Raw genomic sequence first — 17,901 nt, 5'->3', positions numbered from 1 at the left:
CATGCGCCCTCGTTTAAAAATGCGGCTTGGCGACTTACTCGTCCAAGATGGCATTATAACTGAAAGCCAATTGCAGCAGGCGCTGGCCGATCAAAAGCAAAATGGGCGTAAGTTAGGGGTTACCCTGATTGATTTGGGCTTTATCTCTGAGCACGATTTGCTGGAGTTTTTGGCGCGTCAGCTGAATATCCCCTTGCTTGATTTAAGCGATAAGAGAATTCCCGAGAACGTGGTGAACTTGGTGCCTGAAGTGCAGGCCAGACGTCATCGCGCCTTGGTGGTTGAAGCCGACGAAAGCTCGGCCTTGGTCGCCATGAGTGACCCCGCTGACCTCGCCGCAGTGGATGCTATCTCTCAGTTCTTGCAGCCGCGTGAAATGCGCTTAGCGGTAGTACCAGATAGCGAGTTATTGGGCGCCTTCGACAACCTGTATCGACGTACTAAGGATATCGCTCAATTCGCTAAAGAATTGCAGACCGAAACTCAAGACGGCGGCGAGTTCGATTTAGGTGCTTTGTCGCTCGATGCCGATGACGACGACGCCACCGTTGCAAAGTTACTGCAATCGATTTTTGCTGATGCGGTGCAAGTTCGAGCGTCGGATATTCACATCGAACCAGACGACCGAGCCTTGCGGATTCGGATGCGGGTGGATGGTGCGCTGCAAGAGAACGTTTTGACCGAAACCAATATCGCCAATGCCTTGCTATTGCGACTGAAGCTGATGTCGGGCTTAGATATCTCAGAGAAACGCTTGCCGCAAGATGGCCGGTTTAACATCAAAGTACGCGACCATAGCATCGATGTGCGGGTCTCGACCATGCCTGTGCAGTATGGCGAATCTTGCGTCATGCGTTTGCTCGACCAGTCAGCCGGATTGTTGAATCTAGAGCAAACTGGGATGCCCGAAGATATTTTGGCGCGCGTACGCCGCCTAGTGCATCGGCCGTATGGGATGTTTGTGGTGACCGGGCCGACCGGTTCTGGTAAAACCACCACCTTGTACGGTGCCTTAAGCGAACTGAACCAAGCCGAGAAAAAAATCATCACCGTAGAAGACCCGGTGGAATATCGCCTGCCGCGAATTTCACAAGTGCAAGTAAACGCCAAGATTGGCTTAAGCTTTTCGAACGTGCTGCGAACCACCTTACGGCAAGACCCTGACATCATCATGGTGGGTGAGATGCGGGACCACGAAACCGTGGAAATTGGTTTACGTGGCGCCATCACCGGTCACTTGGTACTTACCACCTTGCACACCAACGACTCTATTACCAGTGCGTTACGCTTGATTGATATGGGTGCTAAGCCTTACTTAGTTGGCGCCGCCTTGCGCGGAGTGCTGGCGCAGCGCTTGATCCGACGCGTATGCGAAAGCTGCAAAACCACTGCTACGGTAGAGCCGCACCAGCTTGCTATTTTACGCATCATGAATCCAGATATTGCTGCTGATGGCAGTGGTTTTGTGAAAGGCAAAGGCTGTCGTAACTGTAACCATACTGGCTACAAAGGCCGAATCGGTGTCTTTGAATTATTAGAAATTGACGAAGCTATGATTGACGCACTGCGTGACGGTGACATGCGTGAATTTGCCCATGCCGCGAAAGCATCACCCGGCTTCAAACCCCTGGCCAACGTCGCGTTAGATTACGCCATGCAAGGCATTACCAGCATCGACGAAGTACTTTTCTTAGCCGAAACTGTAGAAGAAAAAGAACTACGGGTTAGTACCGCAGCTGTCAGCGACCAAGTTGAACCCGAGGTAGGCTCAGACCATGGCGAGCTATAGTTATCGTGGCCGTGATGGCCAAGGTCAACTGGTACAGGGCGTGCTTGAGGCTAGCTCAGAGAACACTGCGGCCGAGGCTTTGCTGCGCCGAGGTATTACGCCGATTCAGCTCAAAATAGGGGCTGCAGCGAACGCCGACAAAGCCGACAAAAAATCTTCTAATTCATTGTTTCAACGTAAGATTAGTACCGACGATCTGATTGTTTTTACCCGCCAGATGTACGCTTTAACCAAGGCCGGTATTCCTTTACTGCGAGCCATTCAAGGGCTCGCCGAGAATACCAGTAATCGGCGCCTCGGTACCGTCTTACACGAAGTGGTGGATCAGTTAGAGCGCGGTCGCCAGCTGAGCTCGGCTATGGCAGCGCACCCCAAGGTGTTTCCTCGCTTATTGGTTGCCATCGTGCACGTGGGTGAAAATACCGGGCAACTTGAAGAAGCCTTTATGCAGCTCTCTGAGTACCTGCAAAAGGAACAAGAAACCCGTAAGCAAGTTAAAACCGCTTTGCGTTATCCAACTTTTATTATTATCACCTTGGTGATCGCAATGTTTGTTTTGAACATATTCGTCATTCCGACTTTTGCGAATATGTTTTCACGTTTTGATGTGGAGTTACCCTTGTCGACGCGCATCCTCATCGGCACCTCCAACTTTTTTGTGAATTGGTGGCCAGCCTTGCTGTTAGGCATAGCGGTAACTACGATTGCGGCAACCCGGTACGTGAAAACCCCGTCAGGTGAGATGAAGTGGGATTATTTTAAAGTGAAGATCCCCTTAGTGGGTGACATTATCTTCCGCTCCTTGTTGTCGCGCTTTTCGCGAAGTTTCGCGGTGATGCTCAAGGCCGGCGTCCCTCTCACTCAGGGCTTAAGCTTAGTCGCCGATGCCGTGGATAACCGCTGGATGGGCAAGAAAATCAATGACATGCGCCGTAATATTGAGCGTGGTGAAAGTCTCTCGCGGGTCTCTCGTAGCAGTGAGCTGTTCACCCCACTGGTATTGCAGATGATTCAAGTAGGTGAAGAAACCGGTCGCGTTGATGAGATGCTGCACGAAGTAGCCGACTACTACGAGCGCGAAGTAGATTATGATTTAAAAAGCTTAACCGCCAAAATCGAGCCTATTATGCTGATTGTGGTGGCTGTGATGATTTCTGTTATGGCGCTAGGTATTTTTACCCCGATGTGGGACATGATGAACGCCTATAAAAACCGCTAGGGCAATGATTTAACAAATTTAAAACAAAAGACTTTAACTTATAATATTTGCGATTATTTCTCGCACAATTGATAATAGTAAGCATAGGGACTATAAGGATAAGAAGATGGCTAACAAACCAGCATTAGCGCTGAAACAAAATGGCTTTACCTTGATTGAATTGATTATCGTGGTCGTCATTTTAGGGTTACTAGCCGCCTCTGCCTTACCACGCTTCACCAGCGTGACCGCAGATGCCGAAGACGCCGCAGTTGAAGGTGTTGCCGGTGGCTTTGCCAGCGCTGTGGGCCTAGTACGTGCGGAGTGGGAACTACGCGGCCGCCCCAAAGGTAATATTGATGGGGCTGGCGTAGAAATCATTATGGATGGCATTACCGTAAACGTGGACGGAAGTACCGGTTATCCAGTAAGTGGCGACAACAATTTAGACGCCCATGACCTGAACATAACAAGCGAAGATTGCCGCACCATCATGCAAGCAATCTTACAAGGTGCGCCTACTGCCACCACCAGTTTTACCCTGTTGGGTGAAAACCGTTACTATGTAGTACGAGAAAGTAACGGAGTAAATGATATTTGCGTGTATTATTTAGCAAATACCATTAAGAACTTAGCGTCAGCTCCCACCGGAACTGATTACCTAAGCGTCGGTAATGCGTTTGTATACAACCCTCGCACGGGTGGGGTGAGTATCTTTAGTAACAACTAATTTTACATTTACGTTTAACTTTTGGGGATAGTCCCGCTTTTTTAAAAAGGAAGTGATTTATGAAAACACAACAAAAAGGTTTTACCTTGATCGAACTGATCATCGTAATCGTGGTATTAGGTATTTTGGCAGTAACAGCAGCACCACAGTTTTTTAATTTTGCAAAAGATGCTCGTGTTGCAACCCTAGAAGGTATTCAGGGTAGCATTAAAGGTGCAAACCAAATGGTTTACGGCCGTGCATCAATCAAAGGCGCAACCTTAGGAGCTTCAAACGTTATCGTGCGTGGAACTTCGACCGTCAATACTTATAACGGTTATGTACAGGCGGCGGACTTAGAAAGCATTTTGGATGCCGCAGACTTTACTTTTATTGAAAAAACGGCTGGCGATTACGCCGACTCAGGTACTGCTGGTACGCCTACCACCCCCGGTGTTTACTACGTTATTTCTAGCGACATTACGCTTGCTACCAGCGATGCAGCAGGTGTGGAAGCGGCAGCATGTTATTTGAGCTATACGGATTCTGCAGTGGCAAACGCTGAGCCGACAATTGCTTTAGTAACCACTGGCTGTTAATCACTAATAAGCTAGCGAAAAGCCAACAAGCGTTGCTTGTTGGCTTTTTTATTGGCTGGCGTACAGCGAGTGGGCAGTTGACCACAATGTATAATGGCAAGCTTAACCCTATTAGCTAGGCTTTTGTTGTACCCAGCTGTAAGCAATTCATGTATAGTCAAAAAGTTGTTATTTAGATGATGGCAAAAGGATCATGAGTATGCAGTGGACGAAACAATTCAGTGGTAGTGCCTTCTTGAAGCCGCTCTTCGCGGTTCTAGCGATGCTGGCTTTGGTGAGTGGCTGTGGTAGTGAGCATCCCGACCAACAGCCTGGTGGGAGCGCCAATCCTTACCCGACCCTGTCTTTGCTGGCTAGCAGTGAGGTGAGTCAACCCGCAGCCGGGCAAACCACGGCGTTACAGGTGCGTATTCAGTTTTCTAATCCGGCACCGGCAGCCGGTAGTATCAGTGTCGCAACCACCAGCGATACGGCCCGTGCGGGCACTCATTACAGTACCTTCAATGATGCTGTCACCTTTGCCGAGGGGGCTAGTTCAGCTCAATTCAGCGTCGATATTCTCGATGGTAACGGTGATACCGAAGATGTCAGCTTTCAGATCCAGCTTACGGGTGCAGTTAATGCGCTATTAGGCAGCAGCACCACGCAAACTGTCACCATCTATTCCACCACTGAGGTAGTGGATCCGGTGAATCAAGCCAGTCTGAGCTTACCGCAGAACCTGAGTTTACGGGCACCGCGAGTCGGTCGTGGCAGCATTGAATATCCGATCGTATTCACCTTAAGCGAGCCGTCGCCGGTGGCTGGTGAGATTAAACTCAGAACCGTCGAGGGTAGCGCTGAAGCAGGCGTCAACTTCGAGGCTTTCGATCACATCTTGCCGGTGGCTGCGGGAGCGCGCGAAGTAGTGTTCTCGATAACATTAATGGCCGATGCCAACCAAGCTGAAGATCTCGAGTTTTCGTTACTTGCAGAAACGGCAACCAATGTACAGCTGCCAACCACGCGTACAGTGCCAGTTACTGTTATTAATGTAAACGATGAAACAGCGGGAGGGGTGCCGAGCATTTTATGGCCGAGCGTCACCGACCTCTATGAACCCACCAGTGGCAGCGCAACGTTCAACTTACTCTTGCCGTTTTCTGCGCCTGCAAGCCAAGCAGGTTCGTTCCGATTAGCCACGCAATCAGCCACAGCGTTAGCGGGTGAGCATTTTCAAGCGTTCTCTGAACAGATTGACTTTGTCGCCGGCGATACCGAAGTGTTGGTGCCTGTCACTGTGATGCGGACGCCCTTGGGCATGACGGAACCCTTGTCGTTCTATCTGCAGATTAGCTCAGCAACAAACGTGACCCTACCTAATACCCGTGATCTGGAATTAACGATTTTGCCGGTGTCGGTGTCAACCCCGGCCACCGCAGAATTGCAGCTACAGCCCATGGTAGAAGTGCCAGAGCCCTTTAGCGATGCCAGTCCGGTCACCTATAGCTTAATGCTACCGCTGTCGATGCCTGCGCCCACTGCTGGTAGCGTACGGGTACGTAGTGTGGATGATACTGCCTTAGCTGGCCGTAACTATACTGCGATTAGCGACCAAGCTGTGACCTTTGCCGAGGGCGACGAAAACCTGTACCTCGATATTGAGATTTTGTTTGATAGCTTAGGTGCCGAAGGTAAGGAATTTACCTTAGAATTCTATGATGCAGAGGGCATTCAACTTCCCGAGAGTCGCTCCATGAGTATTTCAATTCGGGCGAGTGGTCTGGCGTTGCCGGTGCTAGAAACACCAGCAACAATCACCTTCCAACGCCCCGACGATGGCACATCATTTGACGTACAGCTGGTGTTACCTTTTGATCGCGCGGCAATTTTAGCGGGGTCGATTGAGCTTGCGGTAAACCAAGGCAGTGCGATTGAGAATCGAGACTTTACCGGTATTCTCCCGGAATACAGCTTTGCTAAGCATGATGATGAGATAGTCGTTGATTTTACCTTAGTGGGTTCTAATTATGCTGATGACCGCCAATTTACCTTGGTTGTTACCAAAGCTAACAATATGCAGCTAGGTAGCAGCACCGAAGAGCGTACCATTACGGTGATTATTGAAGCTCCTTAGTTATGCGGATAAAGCACTTAAAAAGGCGCCTCGATGGCGCCTTTTGTTTAAGCAGCTTAGTTACGGCGTTCTAGCCAAAAGATGATCCTGTCATTACCCCGATACTGACCAAAGCCCGCCGTTGCGGTTGGGTCGTCTAGTGGGAGGCTAGCATCATTATTCCAATCAAATTCTAGCCACGGCTGGGTGTCGTACTCAAAGATAAACTCACCCACGGCACCTGGGTCTTGCCACCACCAAGTTCCTGGTGGTACCTCACCGTTAATCAGCGTGCCAGCACTGGCGCCACCGGGGCTTGCGTTGAGATTGGCTGGGTCGGCAACAATGGTGAGGTTGGCGGCGTCATAGACAAAGCAACTATCGTCGCTGTTAAGGACAAACTGGCTACCATTAAAATATTGATTTTGCAGTACTATATCTAAATTATCGCCTTCTGGGCCAAAAATATCATCCAACACAGTACGGCCGTAGCGCAGGTTTAACACGCCCGGAATAGCCGCCGCATCGCCCACTTGAGTTGTTATGAGCGGTTGGCTACTGGCCCACGGTGTGACATCTAGGCCTTCGTTTGCCACCTGTAAGCCTAAGCGCAAGCTAGCAAAGGGCCCATCGATTAAACCAACGGTGGGATGCCGTAAAAAAGCAACAGCGCTGTCATTAACTTCTAACACGCCGTTGTTCCAAGTGTTGTTGGTGGTGATATTAAGACGTTGCTCAAAGGCGTCGCTGGCGCTATCGGCAGGGCTCGTATTAGCACTTTGCACGCTGAGCTCGGCGGTGGCCGCACTAGCCTGTTGATATAGCGCAGTATCGTAGTTAGCCGTCACGCTACCTAGGGTATTAAGTGCCTGCACGCGGTAAGTCACGTTTATGCTAGGTTCACTCATGTAGGTGAAACCACCCGCCAAGCAAGCGTTATCGGCCATCGATACGCTGGCATCAATCAGGTATTCGGCGGGGGCGAATCGTCCTACCGCAACCTCTGGGCGCACTAAGGCATCACCGGTGCCAAGGTAGTTGATGGCGGCGGCTTGGGCATTAAAGGTACCTGCTTCTAACCAGCGGCTATTGCTGCTAATAAAAGTACCGTCATTACTGGTATCAAGGGTAAACGTACCGCTAATTAATTTACTGGCAGCGCTACCTGGTGCGGCTGGGTTGGGGAACACCATCGAGGCAAAGCCAGCTGCCACCGTGGTTTGAGGAGACTCTAAACCAAAGTTGGGCGTCACCGCACCGTTACTGTTCTGCGCTTGTACTACCATATTGAAAGGCTCGCCCGCGCGTTTGAACAAAGGCTGAGGAGCGGCACCGGAGGCGTTTAACAGCGTACCTGTATCGGTAAGAGCCGCCGCCACTAAGGTATGTGGCTTCACTACAAAATCGTTAATACTAATCCCGGTTAAAGTGGTAGTAGGGTCATTTAGACCCGGCTCCGTTGGGCTTGGCGCTTCCGGTAAGGTGAGTTCAGCGTGTAACCTAAGCAAGCCCACATCGGAATAATTATTAGCCACCAAGGGAGCATTACCGTTGGCGTCAAAAGTGACATTAAGAGGTGCATAGTTAGTCACGTTGCCGGCGTTATTGAGACCAATCGCCGTGCCATTGATGGTGTAGGATTGGCCAGCTTGGCATGCCCCCGGATTTAAGCATTCCATGCCTAAATTCACGGTTTGCGCCCCTTCTAACCGGGCTTCACAGGCACCGGTCGTGGTATTGGTGCGCACCGCACGCAAGACGCTATTGAAATCGTCCCCGGCAATCTGTGTAGCCAAGGGCACATCAGGGGTCGCTCCTACGATAACTAACCCTGCCAAATTGAAGGTCACTTCACAAGAGGTGGCTGTGGTGCCTGATAGGTCATAACATTCGGTCGCTTCGACCGCTGTCGGCGTCGCATTGCTGAGGGTTAAAGCTGCCGTACCCCCGCTGCTGTTTCGTAACCCAGCAAGGCCGCTACCGTTGCTAAAATTAAGATTAGCGCTGGTGCCGCTGCTGCTACTGATATCACCGCCTTGCCAACTGCTATTGGCTAGCGCAGCCGTTACCGTGATGCCCACCGGATCATCAAAGGTTGCGCTACAGGTTGCATCAGCACAAGCTTGAACTTGCACCGCAGCCGCATAGCAAGCAACGGTTTCAGTGGTATGCAGCAGCCGATAATGATGAACCTCAGCATCAACTGGTGCACAACCCGCCGCATCAACCACCGCTGCTTGTACCTCAGGGGTGTAAGTAATCACGGTATTGTTACCAAATTCGACTTTACCGGGCGTTAACGCACCGCCTTGAAAGTTGGTATTGTTACCAAAGGTGATATCGGTGGTGGCATAAGGGCTGTAAATCAGGCCGTTAAAGGTAAACTCTGGGCAGTTATTGCCCCCGTTACAATAGTTACCTACGGTGAAGTCAGCACCTTCATACAAATAGACCACTAAATTACCAACCGAGCCATTGGTATTAAAGGAGATATCATTACCGCCTGTAATGCCGTTCAAAACATAGATGCGAACCAAGCCAGCGGGTGAAATATTGATGCTGGAGTTGTTTCCTAAGATCATGTTTTTGACGAAATAATCACCAGGGCCAAGTTCTAGCGTATTATTGTTCGTTGAAAAACTGATCGTGTCTATGTAATAGGTACCACCGCCGGAGGTTGATGAAAGACCGTTATTTTTATCAGTGAAGATGGTGCCATACGTACCCGGCGGCGTGTTAGTTTCGTTTTCTAGAAAGGTGCCGGGGCTGCTAAAGGTCGGAAACACTGCTGGGTTTAATGGCGGAAAATCTAAATCTATCGTATCAACTTGGCCAACAGGCGTCGGCGTATTACCTTCACCTACGATATTATTATTGTTAATTTCAGAATTGTTGCCCGCCTCAAACCCATTGGAGCCAACAATACCGTAATCGGCAAGGTCATTAAATAATTCGCATTGGTCACCTGGGCTAGGGCCTGGGCCGGGACCCGGATCGGGTGGAGCAGCGGTACAAGCAAAAGCATGGTTAGCATCGTGACTACTCGAAGAGTCGTCGCAAAACTCATCACCACCAACGGAGTCTGGATTACCACTGTTGTTTTGGATAGTGGGAGCTGTCGCATCGCCACCGATACTTCCAGCCCAACCAATGATGATTTCATTGGTAGCAGTCGCATTTTCAGTAATGTATGCATCAGAGTCAGTTAACTCGATGGTGTCGCCACTCACTGCACTGCCGGTGATCCCTGAGCCGCTGTCGATGAGAATATTGCCGGCAGAAGTAACATCACCTGTGACATCTGAGTTCGATGCACGAATGCGAACGCTACCCGCGTTAACATTACCCGTAACTTGGCTGCCGCTGGCTAGATCAAAAATACCCGTGGCGGTGATATTCCCGGTCAAATTAACGGGGCTATCAGTTGTGATGTCAGTACCGCTGATGTTGCCATTAACTTGGTTCCCGCTACCAATAAAAACCGGACCGTTAGAGATGATATTGTTACCGTATTGGCTCCCTGATGGCCGTAATGACACGGATAAACTGCCAGTAACAGGGCCCGTGACTGAGTTCTGTGAACCGAGAGTGACCGCGGTTCCGGAGACCGAACCCCCGATGGTGACATTTTGGGCGGTGGTAATGGTGGTGCCCATGACGTTACCATTAATGACGTTGACACCACCGATAGCTAATTGAGTGCCGGAGACTGAGCCCCCGATAGTGACAAGATCATTGGTAGAAACAGTGCCGCCAATAAGGTTCCCGGTAACTGTTGTATTGTAACCAAGCGTTATTTGGTTGGCCTCCATGGAGCCATCAAAGGTGCCGCTATTAGTCGTAATTTGGCTGGCTGAGACATTACCTATTAGTTGGTTAGCACTATTAAAACTGACATTGCCATCGGCATTGAGCGAGCCTTGCATGGCAAAATCTGAGCCAGTAGTAATATTGCCCGTGGCATTGATAGTGACCCCGGCATTGCTACCCATATTGATTTGGGCATTTTGCAAATTCACATCGCCCGTAACATTAATCACCAACACCTGACTCGCATCGATAATATCGTTCCAGTTCAAATTCAAACCATTGCTACAAAATACCGGGTTATTCCCTTGCTGAGTGCAGCCTGGCGGCACACTTTGCTTCAAGTTGTAAGTTGCTGCCGCAGCACTCACACTCGCTAGCCCCGAGGCGAGCGCGATGAGCAGTAGGGCAAGGCTATTAAAGTGACGCATTGCTTGCCTCCAGCATGATTTCGCGTGAATAAATCATGTCGCCGGCATCACAACTGCCTTGAGCGACGATTCGATAATGGTTGACGACAACGGGGCTGGTGATTTCAGCGACATCGCAATAGACAGTCGCAGTACAGCTTTGTAAGCCCGCTTCAGCAAAGTTGTAAGTGTTAGGGCTGCTATCGTTATCGCTAGGGTCGAACGTGCTGGTGGTGCTGCGGTTAGCGCAGAGCCCGGTGGTTACTACGCCCTCGTTCTCAAACAGGGCCACTAAGAACATCTCAGCGCCGGAGCGAGCTGCGTTGTTGGCGCGAGCGCCAATCACATCGCTAACGACGCCTTGGGTCGCATCGCCAATAACTCTCACCATGGCCGCTCCGAGCAAGGCCATCACCACGATGATAAAAATCGCCACCGGCAGGGCGGCGCCACGACTACGGTGGTACTGGAGGGGCTTATGGCACATTAGGAACATGAACCTCCTGCAAGAGTTGTAGGCGCTCGGTGTCAGCTGCGCGGGCAAAACGTAAATCTAGATGCACTAAACTATTTCGAACCAAGGTGGCATCGTCCACTACAAAAGGCCGCTCGGGCGTGGTTAAGGTTAAATCGTTGGTGAGATTCTCAGCCATCACTTCGGCACTGGTAGTAAGCGCAAGTTGTAGTTGGGCTAGGGTTGCCGCATTGGCATTGAGTCCATAACCGGTATAGCGCCAGAGCTGGCCAGTAGCTTGTTGATAGCACCAGCTGATGGGCTGGCCGGCAATAAAATAACGCTGTGCAGGGCTATTACCGGTAAAGTAACTGATGCTATCGGTGTAAGCTATTTCAACCACATGATCATCGCCGGTGCTGACGATGGCGTCAATAATCTTGCGTCGCTCGGTTTGCGTCGGGTTGTAGATAAAATTGGGTGTCGATGCATAAATCAGCAGGTATTGGCCGATCAAATTGACGCCTTGATCCGCTCGCGGCTCTATCACTAACAGCGGGTCGCTGGCGCTAGGTCCTTGCCGGGGTACTTGCAGATACTGGCTGCTAGCAAGAATCGGCATAAATTCGATACAGCTGTTATCAGCGGCTACACGGACACTGCGTGGCACGGCATTGCGAATTTCTCGGGTGAGGCGTTCTACAGCAAATCTTGATTGCGACATCAACTGCTCACGAGCGGTAGTATCGACATAGATTTGCGCCCCAAAACCAACGTACGAGAACACGTAACCGCCAAGAATACCTAAAATAACGATAACCACGATCAGTTCGATCAGGGTAAAGCCACGCTGTAGGTTAGCGCGGGGTAGTGGGCTTAACATGTGCCGCAAGTTATTCATCAAAAATTTCCCCGCACGGCGCTGAATTCAAAGTTTTGCCCCAAACTGGTGGTGATGGTTATGGCTATCAGTTTATAGCGGGTGATACTGGCCTGCTCGGCACCCGAGTTTGGGTCGTAATAGGACACCTGAATTGCGTAATCAAAGCCGTTGTAGCGAGCAGCGATATCCGCTCCGAAGACGTCGGTTAAATTGGTGCTTGATGATGTTAAACCGTGGTAGTCGTCGACATCGTTGAAATCGCTTCGTACCTCACCATCGTCGCCGAGATTAGCCGGTAGCGTACAAGGAGGGGCAGCGGCTTCAACGCTACAGCGTTCGATACCACTGCTGCGGTCGCTGTTTTCATCAAAGCTTTTGCTCATGATCTCGTTCAACAGTGCTTGGCCAAGCCCCGCCGCACGGGTTTGCAATAGGGGTTCGGCGCTACGTTGCGCCTGCGGGAAAATCAGCACCGCAAGCATCACCACAGATAAGCTGAGCACGACGATCCCAATAATGAGCTCGACTAATGTAAAACCTCTATTGGTGCGTGGAGTAACGCCAAAAGTGCGCATGCAGGTCCCCGTTGGTATCGATTGGTCTAGATTACCTGTTTTTTATACCGATGTTTATATATTGTTCTTCATACTGTGGTTTTTTAGTTTACACTACATACTAGAGATTAGGTTAAATACGTGGCGCGTTATTTGTCAGCTACGAGCAGCACTAAGGTGAACCATCTATGACAAGCTTAAGACCTATGCGGCAAAAGGGTTTGACGCTGGTTGAGTTAATTATTGTTATCGTGTTGGTAGGGATTTTAGCCGCTACCGCAGGGCCGCGCATTTTTGGTAAAGCCGGGGTGGAAGAAGTGACCCTTCAAGGGCAACTGATGAGTCTGTTGCGCTTGCAACAGCAGCGAGCCATGCAGGATACCATCCAAGATTGCTATGGTGTTAACTTTTCTGCAACAACAGTAAACCCAGTTGATTGCGGCTCCTTGGTGGCACCGGAGCGCATTTTGGCGATTCCTAGCGCGCTTTCAGTAGCCGTGGTATCAAGTGTGCCTAATGCGAGCAATGGAATTCGCTTCAACAGTTTGGGCTGTCCGGTATCGACAGCGCATGCCAGCACCCCGGAATGGTGTGGCAATGCACCAATAGAGTTAGAGATTCAAGGGGTTAACCCCCGTTATATTTGTATTCAGAGTCAAGGCTATATTCGCCAAGGGCAATGTACGACTTAATTAAGGGCTGATAGCGCAAGTAAAGCTAGGTTAAAAGCCATGCAATGGCGCTTGCCCGCAGCATGGCAGCTTGGTAAAGTTACACAGTTTACAGTCCACCCCATTTACGAGTAAGGGAACATCCCCTCATGTTTAAGAAGTTACGCGGAATTTTCTCAAACGATCTGTCGATCGATTTGGGAACAGCAAACACATTAATTTACGTTAAAGACGAAGGCATCGTACTGAATGAGCCTTCGGTTGTAGCGATTCGCCAAGAGCGCTCGGGTGGACCCAAGAGTGTGGCGGCAGTAGGTACTGCAGCAAAACAAATGTTGGGCCGTACCCCTGGCAACATTAAAGCCATTCGGCCAATGAAAGACGGTGTTATCGCTGACTTTTTTGTTACTGAAAAGATGCTGCAGCACTTCATTAAAAAAGTGCACGACAGCCATTATTTCCGTCCTAGCCCGCGGGTGTTGGTGTGTGTGCCTTGTGGCTCTACTCAAGTAGAGCGCCGAGCGATTCGTGAATCAGCGTTAGGTGCTGGCGCCCGTGAAGTGCATTTAATTGATGAACCTATGGCGGCGGCGATTGGCGCTGGCTTACCGGTCTCGGAGCCAACTGGTTCGATGGTGGTTGATATTGGTGGCGGTACCACTGAAGTCGCTATTATCTCTTTAAATGGTGTGGTGTATTCGTCATCGGTACGTATTGGCGGTGACAAATTTGACGAAGCCATTGTTAATTATATTCGCCGTAACTTCGGCTCTTTGATTGGCGAAGCTACGGCGGAGCGGATCAAACACGAAATTGGTTCGGCATTTCCTGGTGACGAAGTGCGTGAAATCGAAGTTCGTGGCCGTAATCTAGCGGAAGGTGTACCTCGCTCATTTACGCTGAATAGCAACGAAATTCTTGAAGCCTTACAAGAGCCTTTGATGGGTATTGTTAGTGCCGTGATGGTTGCGTTAGAGCAATCGCCACCAGAGCTAGCGTCAGATATTTCTGAGCGTGGCATGGTGCTTACCGGCGGTGGCGCATTACTGCGTGATCTTGACCGTCTGTTAATGGAAGAAACCGGGATTCCGGTGATTGTCGCGGACGATCCATTAACTTGTGTGGCGCGCGGTGGTGGTAAAGCGTTAGAGATGATCGATATGCACGGCGGTGACTTGTTCAGTTATGAGTAAGCGGCCGCATGAAGTCGCTATTTGAACGAGGCCCAACACTACTCACGCGGCTGGTGCTTGCACTCAGCTGCGCTCTCACTTTGATGTTCTTAGACCACCGGCTCAATACGATGCAGCCGGTGCGTTCGTTTATGAGCACCCTGATTGCCCCGGTTCAATACCTCGCCGTACTGCCTGAGCAGGTGATGGACAGAATTGTCTATCTCGCCACCACACGCACCATGCTACGCAATGAAAATAAACTGTTAAAGCAAGAGCTGGAAGAACTGCAGATGGCAGTGCAGCGACTGAACTTTCTAGAAAACGAGAACGATCGGTTACGCCAATTGCTAGGTTCGGATGTACGTGAAGCTAGTCGTCGTATGGCTGCTGAAGTGGTTGCAGTAGCAACGGACCCATTTTCGCATCAGTTGGTGATCAATAAAGGCCTTGCCAATGGCGTCTACGAAGGCCAGCCGGTATTGGATAATCGCGGCGTGGTGGGGCAAGTGATGAGCGTTGGCCGCGGTACGGCGCGGGTGTTACTGATCGCCGACCAAAGCCAAGCTATTTCGTTACGGGCCGAGCGTAATGATATCCGCGTCTTAGCTAAAGGCACGGGTGATTTGCAGCAGTTAGAATTGCAGTTTATCCCCCACAGCACGGATTTAGAGGTAGGCGATAAATTGGTGTCATCGGGGTTGGGTGGTATTTATCCAGAAGGCTATCCGGTGGCTGAGATCATCTCCATCGACCGCAACGAGCGCTTGCAATACGCCCGTGTGTTAGCGCGTCCTTATGCGCAACTTGATAGGGTGCGCACCTTGCTCTTGTTATGGCCAGCGGATGCTACCGAGCAACCGGTTTACGATACCGAAGAAGAGACGGCAGGAAACGATCATGTGGATTAAAGCCGGATTATTACCGCTGTTTATTACTTATATTATCGGGCTAGTACTGATGGTGATGCCGATGCCGCTGTTTTTAGAGGCTTGGCGCCCGGATTGGTTAAGTTTGGTGATCATTTATTGGTTGATGGCGCTGCCCCACCGCGTAGGAATGGGAACCGTTCTGATTCTAGGGCTGATGACGGATATTCTAATGGGCTCGGTTTTTGGAATTTACGCCAGTGCCTTATTGGTGATGGCCTATGCGCCGATTCGTCATTTTCAGCGCTTTCGAAATTACTCGCTAACGCAACAGGCCTTGGTGGTTGCGGTGCTTATTTTTATCAAGCGGGTGTTGGTGTATCAGTTAGAGCATTGGCTGAACGATGCGGTGTTTCATGTGTCCTATTTATATCCGGTGATTTCGTCGGCCATAGCTTGGCCCTGGGTGTACCTGATTCTACGCAAATATCGGCGGCACTATGGTATCCAATAACGTGGTATTCAGTAACTTGGTATCCAATAACCTGGTATCCAATAAGCCCGCAGCGTGGCCGTTGGTGTTGGCGTCGGGGTCGCCGCGGCGGGCTGAGCTATTGCAGCTGTTGGGGAGGCCGTTTCAGGTGGTGTTACCACAGGTTCCCGAACAGCGCACGCCAAGTGAATCTGCAGCGGCCTATGTACAGCGTCTCGCCATCAGTAAAGCCGAAGCCGGTGCAACCTTGTGGCGCACCAAGGCAACGGCGAACACCACGACCAACAGCTTGGTGCTAGGTTCTGATACTGTGGTTGTAGTTGGTTATGCACAAGCGCACGAACAGGTGTTAGAAAAGCCGCGTGATTTTGCCGATTTTCAACGCATGATGCAGTTGCTAAGTGACACCACTCATACGGTTTTAACTGCCGTAGCGGTGACTCAGAGTGCACCACTAGAGCCGACAACGGACGTGACTATGGCAACTATGGTCGCCACCGAGGTGAGTTTTAAAGCCTTAAGTGAGGGTGAGATTGCAGCTTATTGGGCCAGCGGTGAACCGCAAGACAAAGCTGGTGGTTATGGTATTCAAGGCTTAGCGGGACGCTTCGTCACCCACTTGCAAGGCAGCTATTTTGCCGTGGTGGGGCTGCCGTTATATGAAACAGCAGAATTATTAACGCGTGTTGAGACGCAGCAAGCAGGCGGTCAGCAGTAGGAGTAACACGCATGAGTGCAGAAATTTTAATGAACGTCACGCCCACCGAAACTCGCGTGGCGCTGATCGAAAACGGTATATTGCAAGAAATCCACATTGAGCGCCAAGCCAAGCGTGGCTTAGTGGGTAATATTTATGTGGGTAAAGTATCGCGAGTGCTGCCTGGGATGCAGGCCGCTTTCATTGATATTGGCTTAGATAAAGCGGCGTTCTTGCATGCGTCCGATATCGTGACCCACATTGATCAAGAAGAGCTATCGCGGAACAATGTCACCACCGCAGATATCGCTCAATTAGTGCGCCCAGGGCAGCAAATTCTGGTGCAAGTGGTCAAAGACCCACTTGGTACGAAAGGCGCGCGCTTAACCACCGACATCACTATTCCTTCACGCTACATGGTGTTGATGCCACAATCGCCGCATGTTGGTATTTCACAGCGGATTGAAGACGAAGCCGAACGGAACCGTTTAAAAGCCGCCGCCCAGCCTTATTGCGATGAAGACGGTGGCTTTATTGTACGTACCGCCGCCGAGGGCGCAGCCGATGACGATTTACAGCGCGACGCGAAATTTTTGCGGCGGCTCTGGGACACCATTCAAAAGCGCCGCAAAGGCATGCGGAAAATTGGTATAGTGTACGAAGATTTGAATTTATCTTGCCGTATTTTACGTGATTTTGTTGGCGATGAAATTGAACGTATTCGGGTTGATTCACGCATTACTTACGATGTACTGCGCGAGTTTGTCCAAGAGTTTATTCCTGAGCTCAGCAATGCCCTTGAGTACTACAGCGGCGAGCGTCCTATTTTTGACTTGTTTGATGTTGAAAATGAAGTGCAACGCGCACTCGAGCGTAAAGTTGAGCTGAAGAGCGGTGGCTCTATCATTATTGACCAAACGGAAGCTATGACCACCATAGATATCAATACCGGTGGTTTTGTTGGGCATCGCAATCTCGAAGAAACCATTTTTAATACCAACATCGAGGCGACTCAGGCAATCGCTCGGCAACTGCGGCTGCGTAACTTAGGCGGTATCATCATTATTGATTTTATCGATATGCAAAACGCAGATCATAAACGACGGGTATTGCACAGCCTTGAGCAAGCTCTTGCTAAAGATCGCGCCAAAACTTCGATTAACGGCTTCACCACCTTAGGCTTGGTGGAGATGACACGCAAGCGCACCCGCGAAAGCTTGGAGCACGTGCTCTGCACCGAATGCCCAGTGTGTAGTGGACGTGGCTCAATGAAGACGGTTGAAACCGTCTGTTATGAAGTGATGCGAGAAATTGTGCGGGTGAACCGTGCGTATGCGGCCGATCATTTCGTGGTGTATGCCTCGGCAGCAGTGTCCGACATGCTGCTGAACGAAGAGAGCCATGCTTTGGCTGAACTTGAGGTGTTTATTGGCAAACAGGTTAAGGTTTTAACCGAGCCTATGTACAACCAAGAGCAGTTTGACGTGGTGATGATGTAGCC

15 protein-coding genes are annotated in these 17,901 nt (G+C 50.4%); 11 read left to right on the top strand and 4 right to left on the bottom strand.

What is annotated here, in order from left to right:
- Position 1: 1 nt before the first annotated feature.
- The 5 genes from KGF88_RS09795 (at position 2) to KGF88_RS09775 (ending at position 6,411) form a co-directional block, all read left to right on the top strand.
- Positions 2-1,789, top strand: a complete 1,788-nt coding sequence (locus KGF88_RS09795; RefSeq protein ID WP_153826471.1) for a GspE/PulE family protein — start codon at positions 2-4, stop codon at positions 1,787-1,789.
- Positions 1,776-3,008: a type II secretion system F family protein gene (locus KGF88_RS09790; RefSeq protein ID WP_153826470.1), complete on the top strand. Its 1,233-nt coding sequence runs from the start codon at positions 1,776-1,778 to the stop codon at positions 3,006-3,008. The genes KGF88_RS09795 and KGF88_RS09790 overlap by 14 nt, the downstream gene beginning before the upstream one ends.
- Positions 3,009-3,114: 106 nt before the next feature.
- Positions 3,115-3,717: a type II secretion system protein gene (locus KGF88_RS09785; protein ID WP_110076005.1), complete on the top strand. Its 603-nt coding sequence runs from the start codon at positions 3,115-3,117 to the stop codon at positions 3,715-3,717.
- Positions 3,718-3,776: 59 nt separating this feature from the next.
- Positions 3,777-4,295 carry a type II secretion system protein gene (locus tag KGF88_RS13870; RefSeq protein ID WP_153826469.1) on the top strand — a complete coding sequence of 173 codons (519 nt, stop codon included), beginning with the start codon at positions 3,777-3,779 and terminating at the stop codon, positions 4,293-4,295.
- Positions 4,296-4,494: 199 nt separating this feature from the next.
- Positions 4,495-6,411: a Calx-beta domain-containing protein gene (locus KGF88_RS09775; protein WP_162014530.1), complete on the top strand. Its 1,917-nt coding sequence runs from the start codon at positions 4,495-4,497 to the stop codon at positions 6,409-6,411.
- A gap of 56 nt (positions 6,412-6,467) precedes the next feature.
- Here KGF88_RS09775 and KGF88_RS09770 read toward each other — a convergent pair whose 3' ends face one another.
- The 4 genes from KGF88_RS09770 to KGF88_RS09755 are packed head-to-tail and all read right to left on the bottom strand — an operon-like array spanning position 6,468 to position 12,519.
- Positions 6,468-10,628, bottom strand: coding sequence for a polymer-forming cytoskeletal protein (locus KGF88_RS09770; RefSeq protein WP_153826467.1), 4,161 nt, complete (start codon positions 10,626-10,628; stop codon positions 6,468-6,470).
- Positions 10,615-11,094: a hypothetical protein gene (locus tag KGF88_RS09765; RefSeq protein ID WP_110076001.1), complete on the bottom strand. Its 480-nt coding sequence runs from the start codon at positions 11,092-11,094 to the stop codon at positions 10,615-10,617. The genes KGF88_RS09770 and KGF88_RS09765 overlap by 14 nt, the downstream gene beginning before the upstream one ends.
- Positions 11,084-11,962, bottom strand: a complete 879-nt coding sequence (locus tag KGF88_RS09760; RefSeq protein ID WP_153826466.1) for a PilW family protein — start codon at positions 11,960-11,962, stop codon at positions 11,084-11,086. Before KGF88_RS09760 ends, KGF88_RS09765 begins: the two co-directional genes overlap by 11 nt.
- Positions 11,962-12,519, bottom strand: a complete 558-nt coding sequence (locus tag KGF88_RS09755) for a type IV pilus modification PilV family protein (protein WP_153826465.1) — start codon at positions 12,517-12,519, stop codon at positions 11,962-11,964. Before KGF88_RS09755 ends, KGF88_RS09760 begins: the two co-directional genes overlap by 1 nt.
- Before the next feature lie 167 nt (positions 12,520-12,686).
- Here KGF88_RS09755 and KGF88_RS09750 point away from each other — a divergent pair, with 167 nt between their 5' ends.
- From KGF88_RS09750 to rng, 6 genes are all read left to right on the top strand, one after another.
- The gene (locus KGF88_RS09750; RefSeq protein ID WP_153826464.1) at positions 12,687-13,190 is read left to right on the top strand and encodes a type IV pilin protein; all 504 of its coding nucleotides are present in this window, start codon (positions 12,687-12,689) and stop codon (positions 13,188-13,190) included.
- Between the two features lie 128 nt (positions 13,191-13,318).
- A complete protein-coding gene (locus KGF88_RS09745) occupies positions 13,319-14,362 on the top strand; it encodes a rod shape-determining protein (protein WP_110075997.1) in 1,044 nt (347 codons plus the stop codon).
- 8 nt (positions 14,363-14,370) lie between these two features.
- Positions 14,371-15,252: a rod shape-determining protein MreC gene (gene mreC, locus KGF88_RS09740; protein WP_153826463.1), complete on the top strand. Its 882-nt coding sequence runs from the start codon at positions 14,371-14,373 to the stop codon at positions 15,250-15,252.
- A complete protein-coding gene (gene mreD, locus KGF88_RS09735; RefSeq protein WP_194928194.1) occupies positions 15,242-15,724 on the top strand; it encodes a rod shape-determining protein MreD in 483 nt (160 codons plus the stop codon). The genes mreC and mreD overlap by 11 nt, the downstream gene beginning before the upstream one ends.
- Positions 15,711-16,421 carry a Maf family protein gene (locus KGF88_RS09730; RefSeq protein WP_153826461.1) on the top strand — a complete coding sequence of 237 codons (711 nt, stop codon included), beginning with the start codon at positions 15,711-15,713 and terminating at the stop codon, positions 16,419-16,421. The genes mreD and KGF88_RS09730 overlap by 14 nt, the downstream gene beginning before the upstream one ends.
- 11 nt (positions 16,422-16,432) lie before the next feature.
- Positions 16,433-17,899, top strand: coding sequence for a ribonuclease G (rng, locus tag KGF88_RS09725; protein WP_153826460.1), 1,467 nt, complete (start codon positions 16,433-16,435; stop codon positions 17,897-17,899).
- Positions 17,900-17,901: the final 2 nt, after the last annotated feature.

The sequence above is a fragment of the Idiomarina loihiensis genome (genome assembly GCF_024584785.1).
In the GTDB taxonomy this organism is placed as follows: domain Bacteria; phylum Pseudomonadota; class Gammaproteobacteria; order Enterobacterales; family Alteromonadaceae; genus Pseudidiomarina; species Pseudidiomarina fusca.
This window is presented reverse-complemented; position numbering and strand designations above follow the sequence as displayed.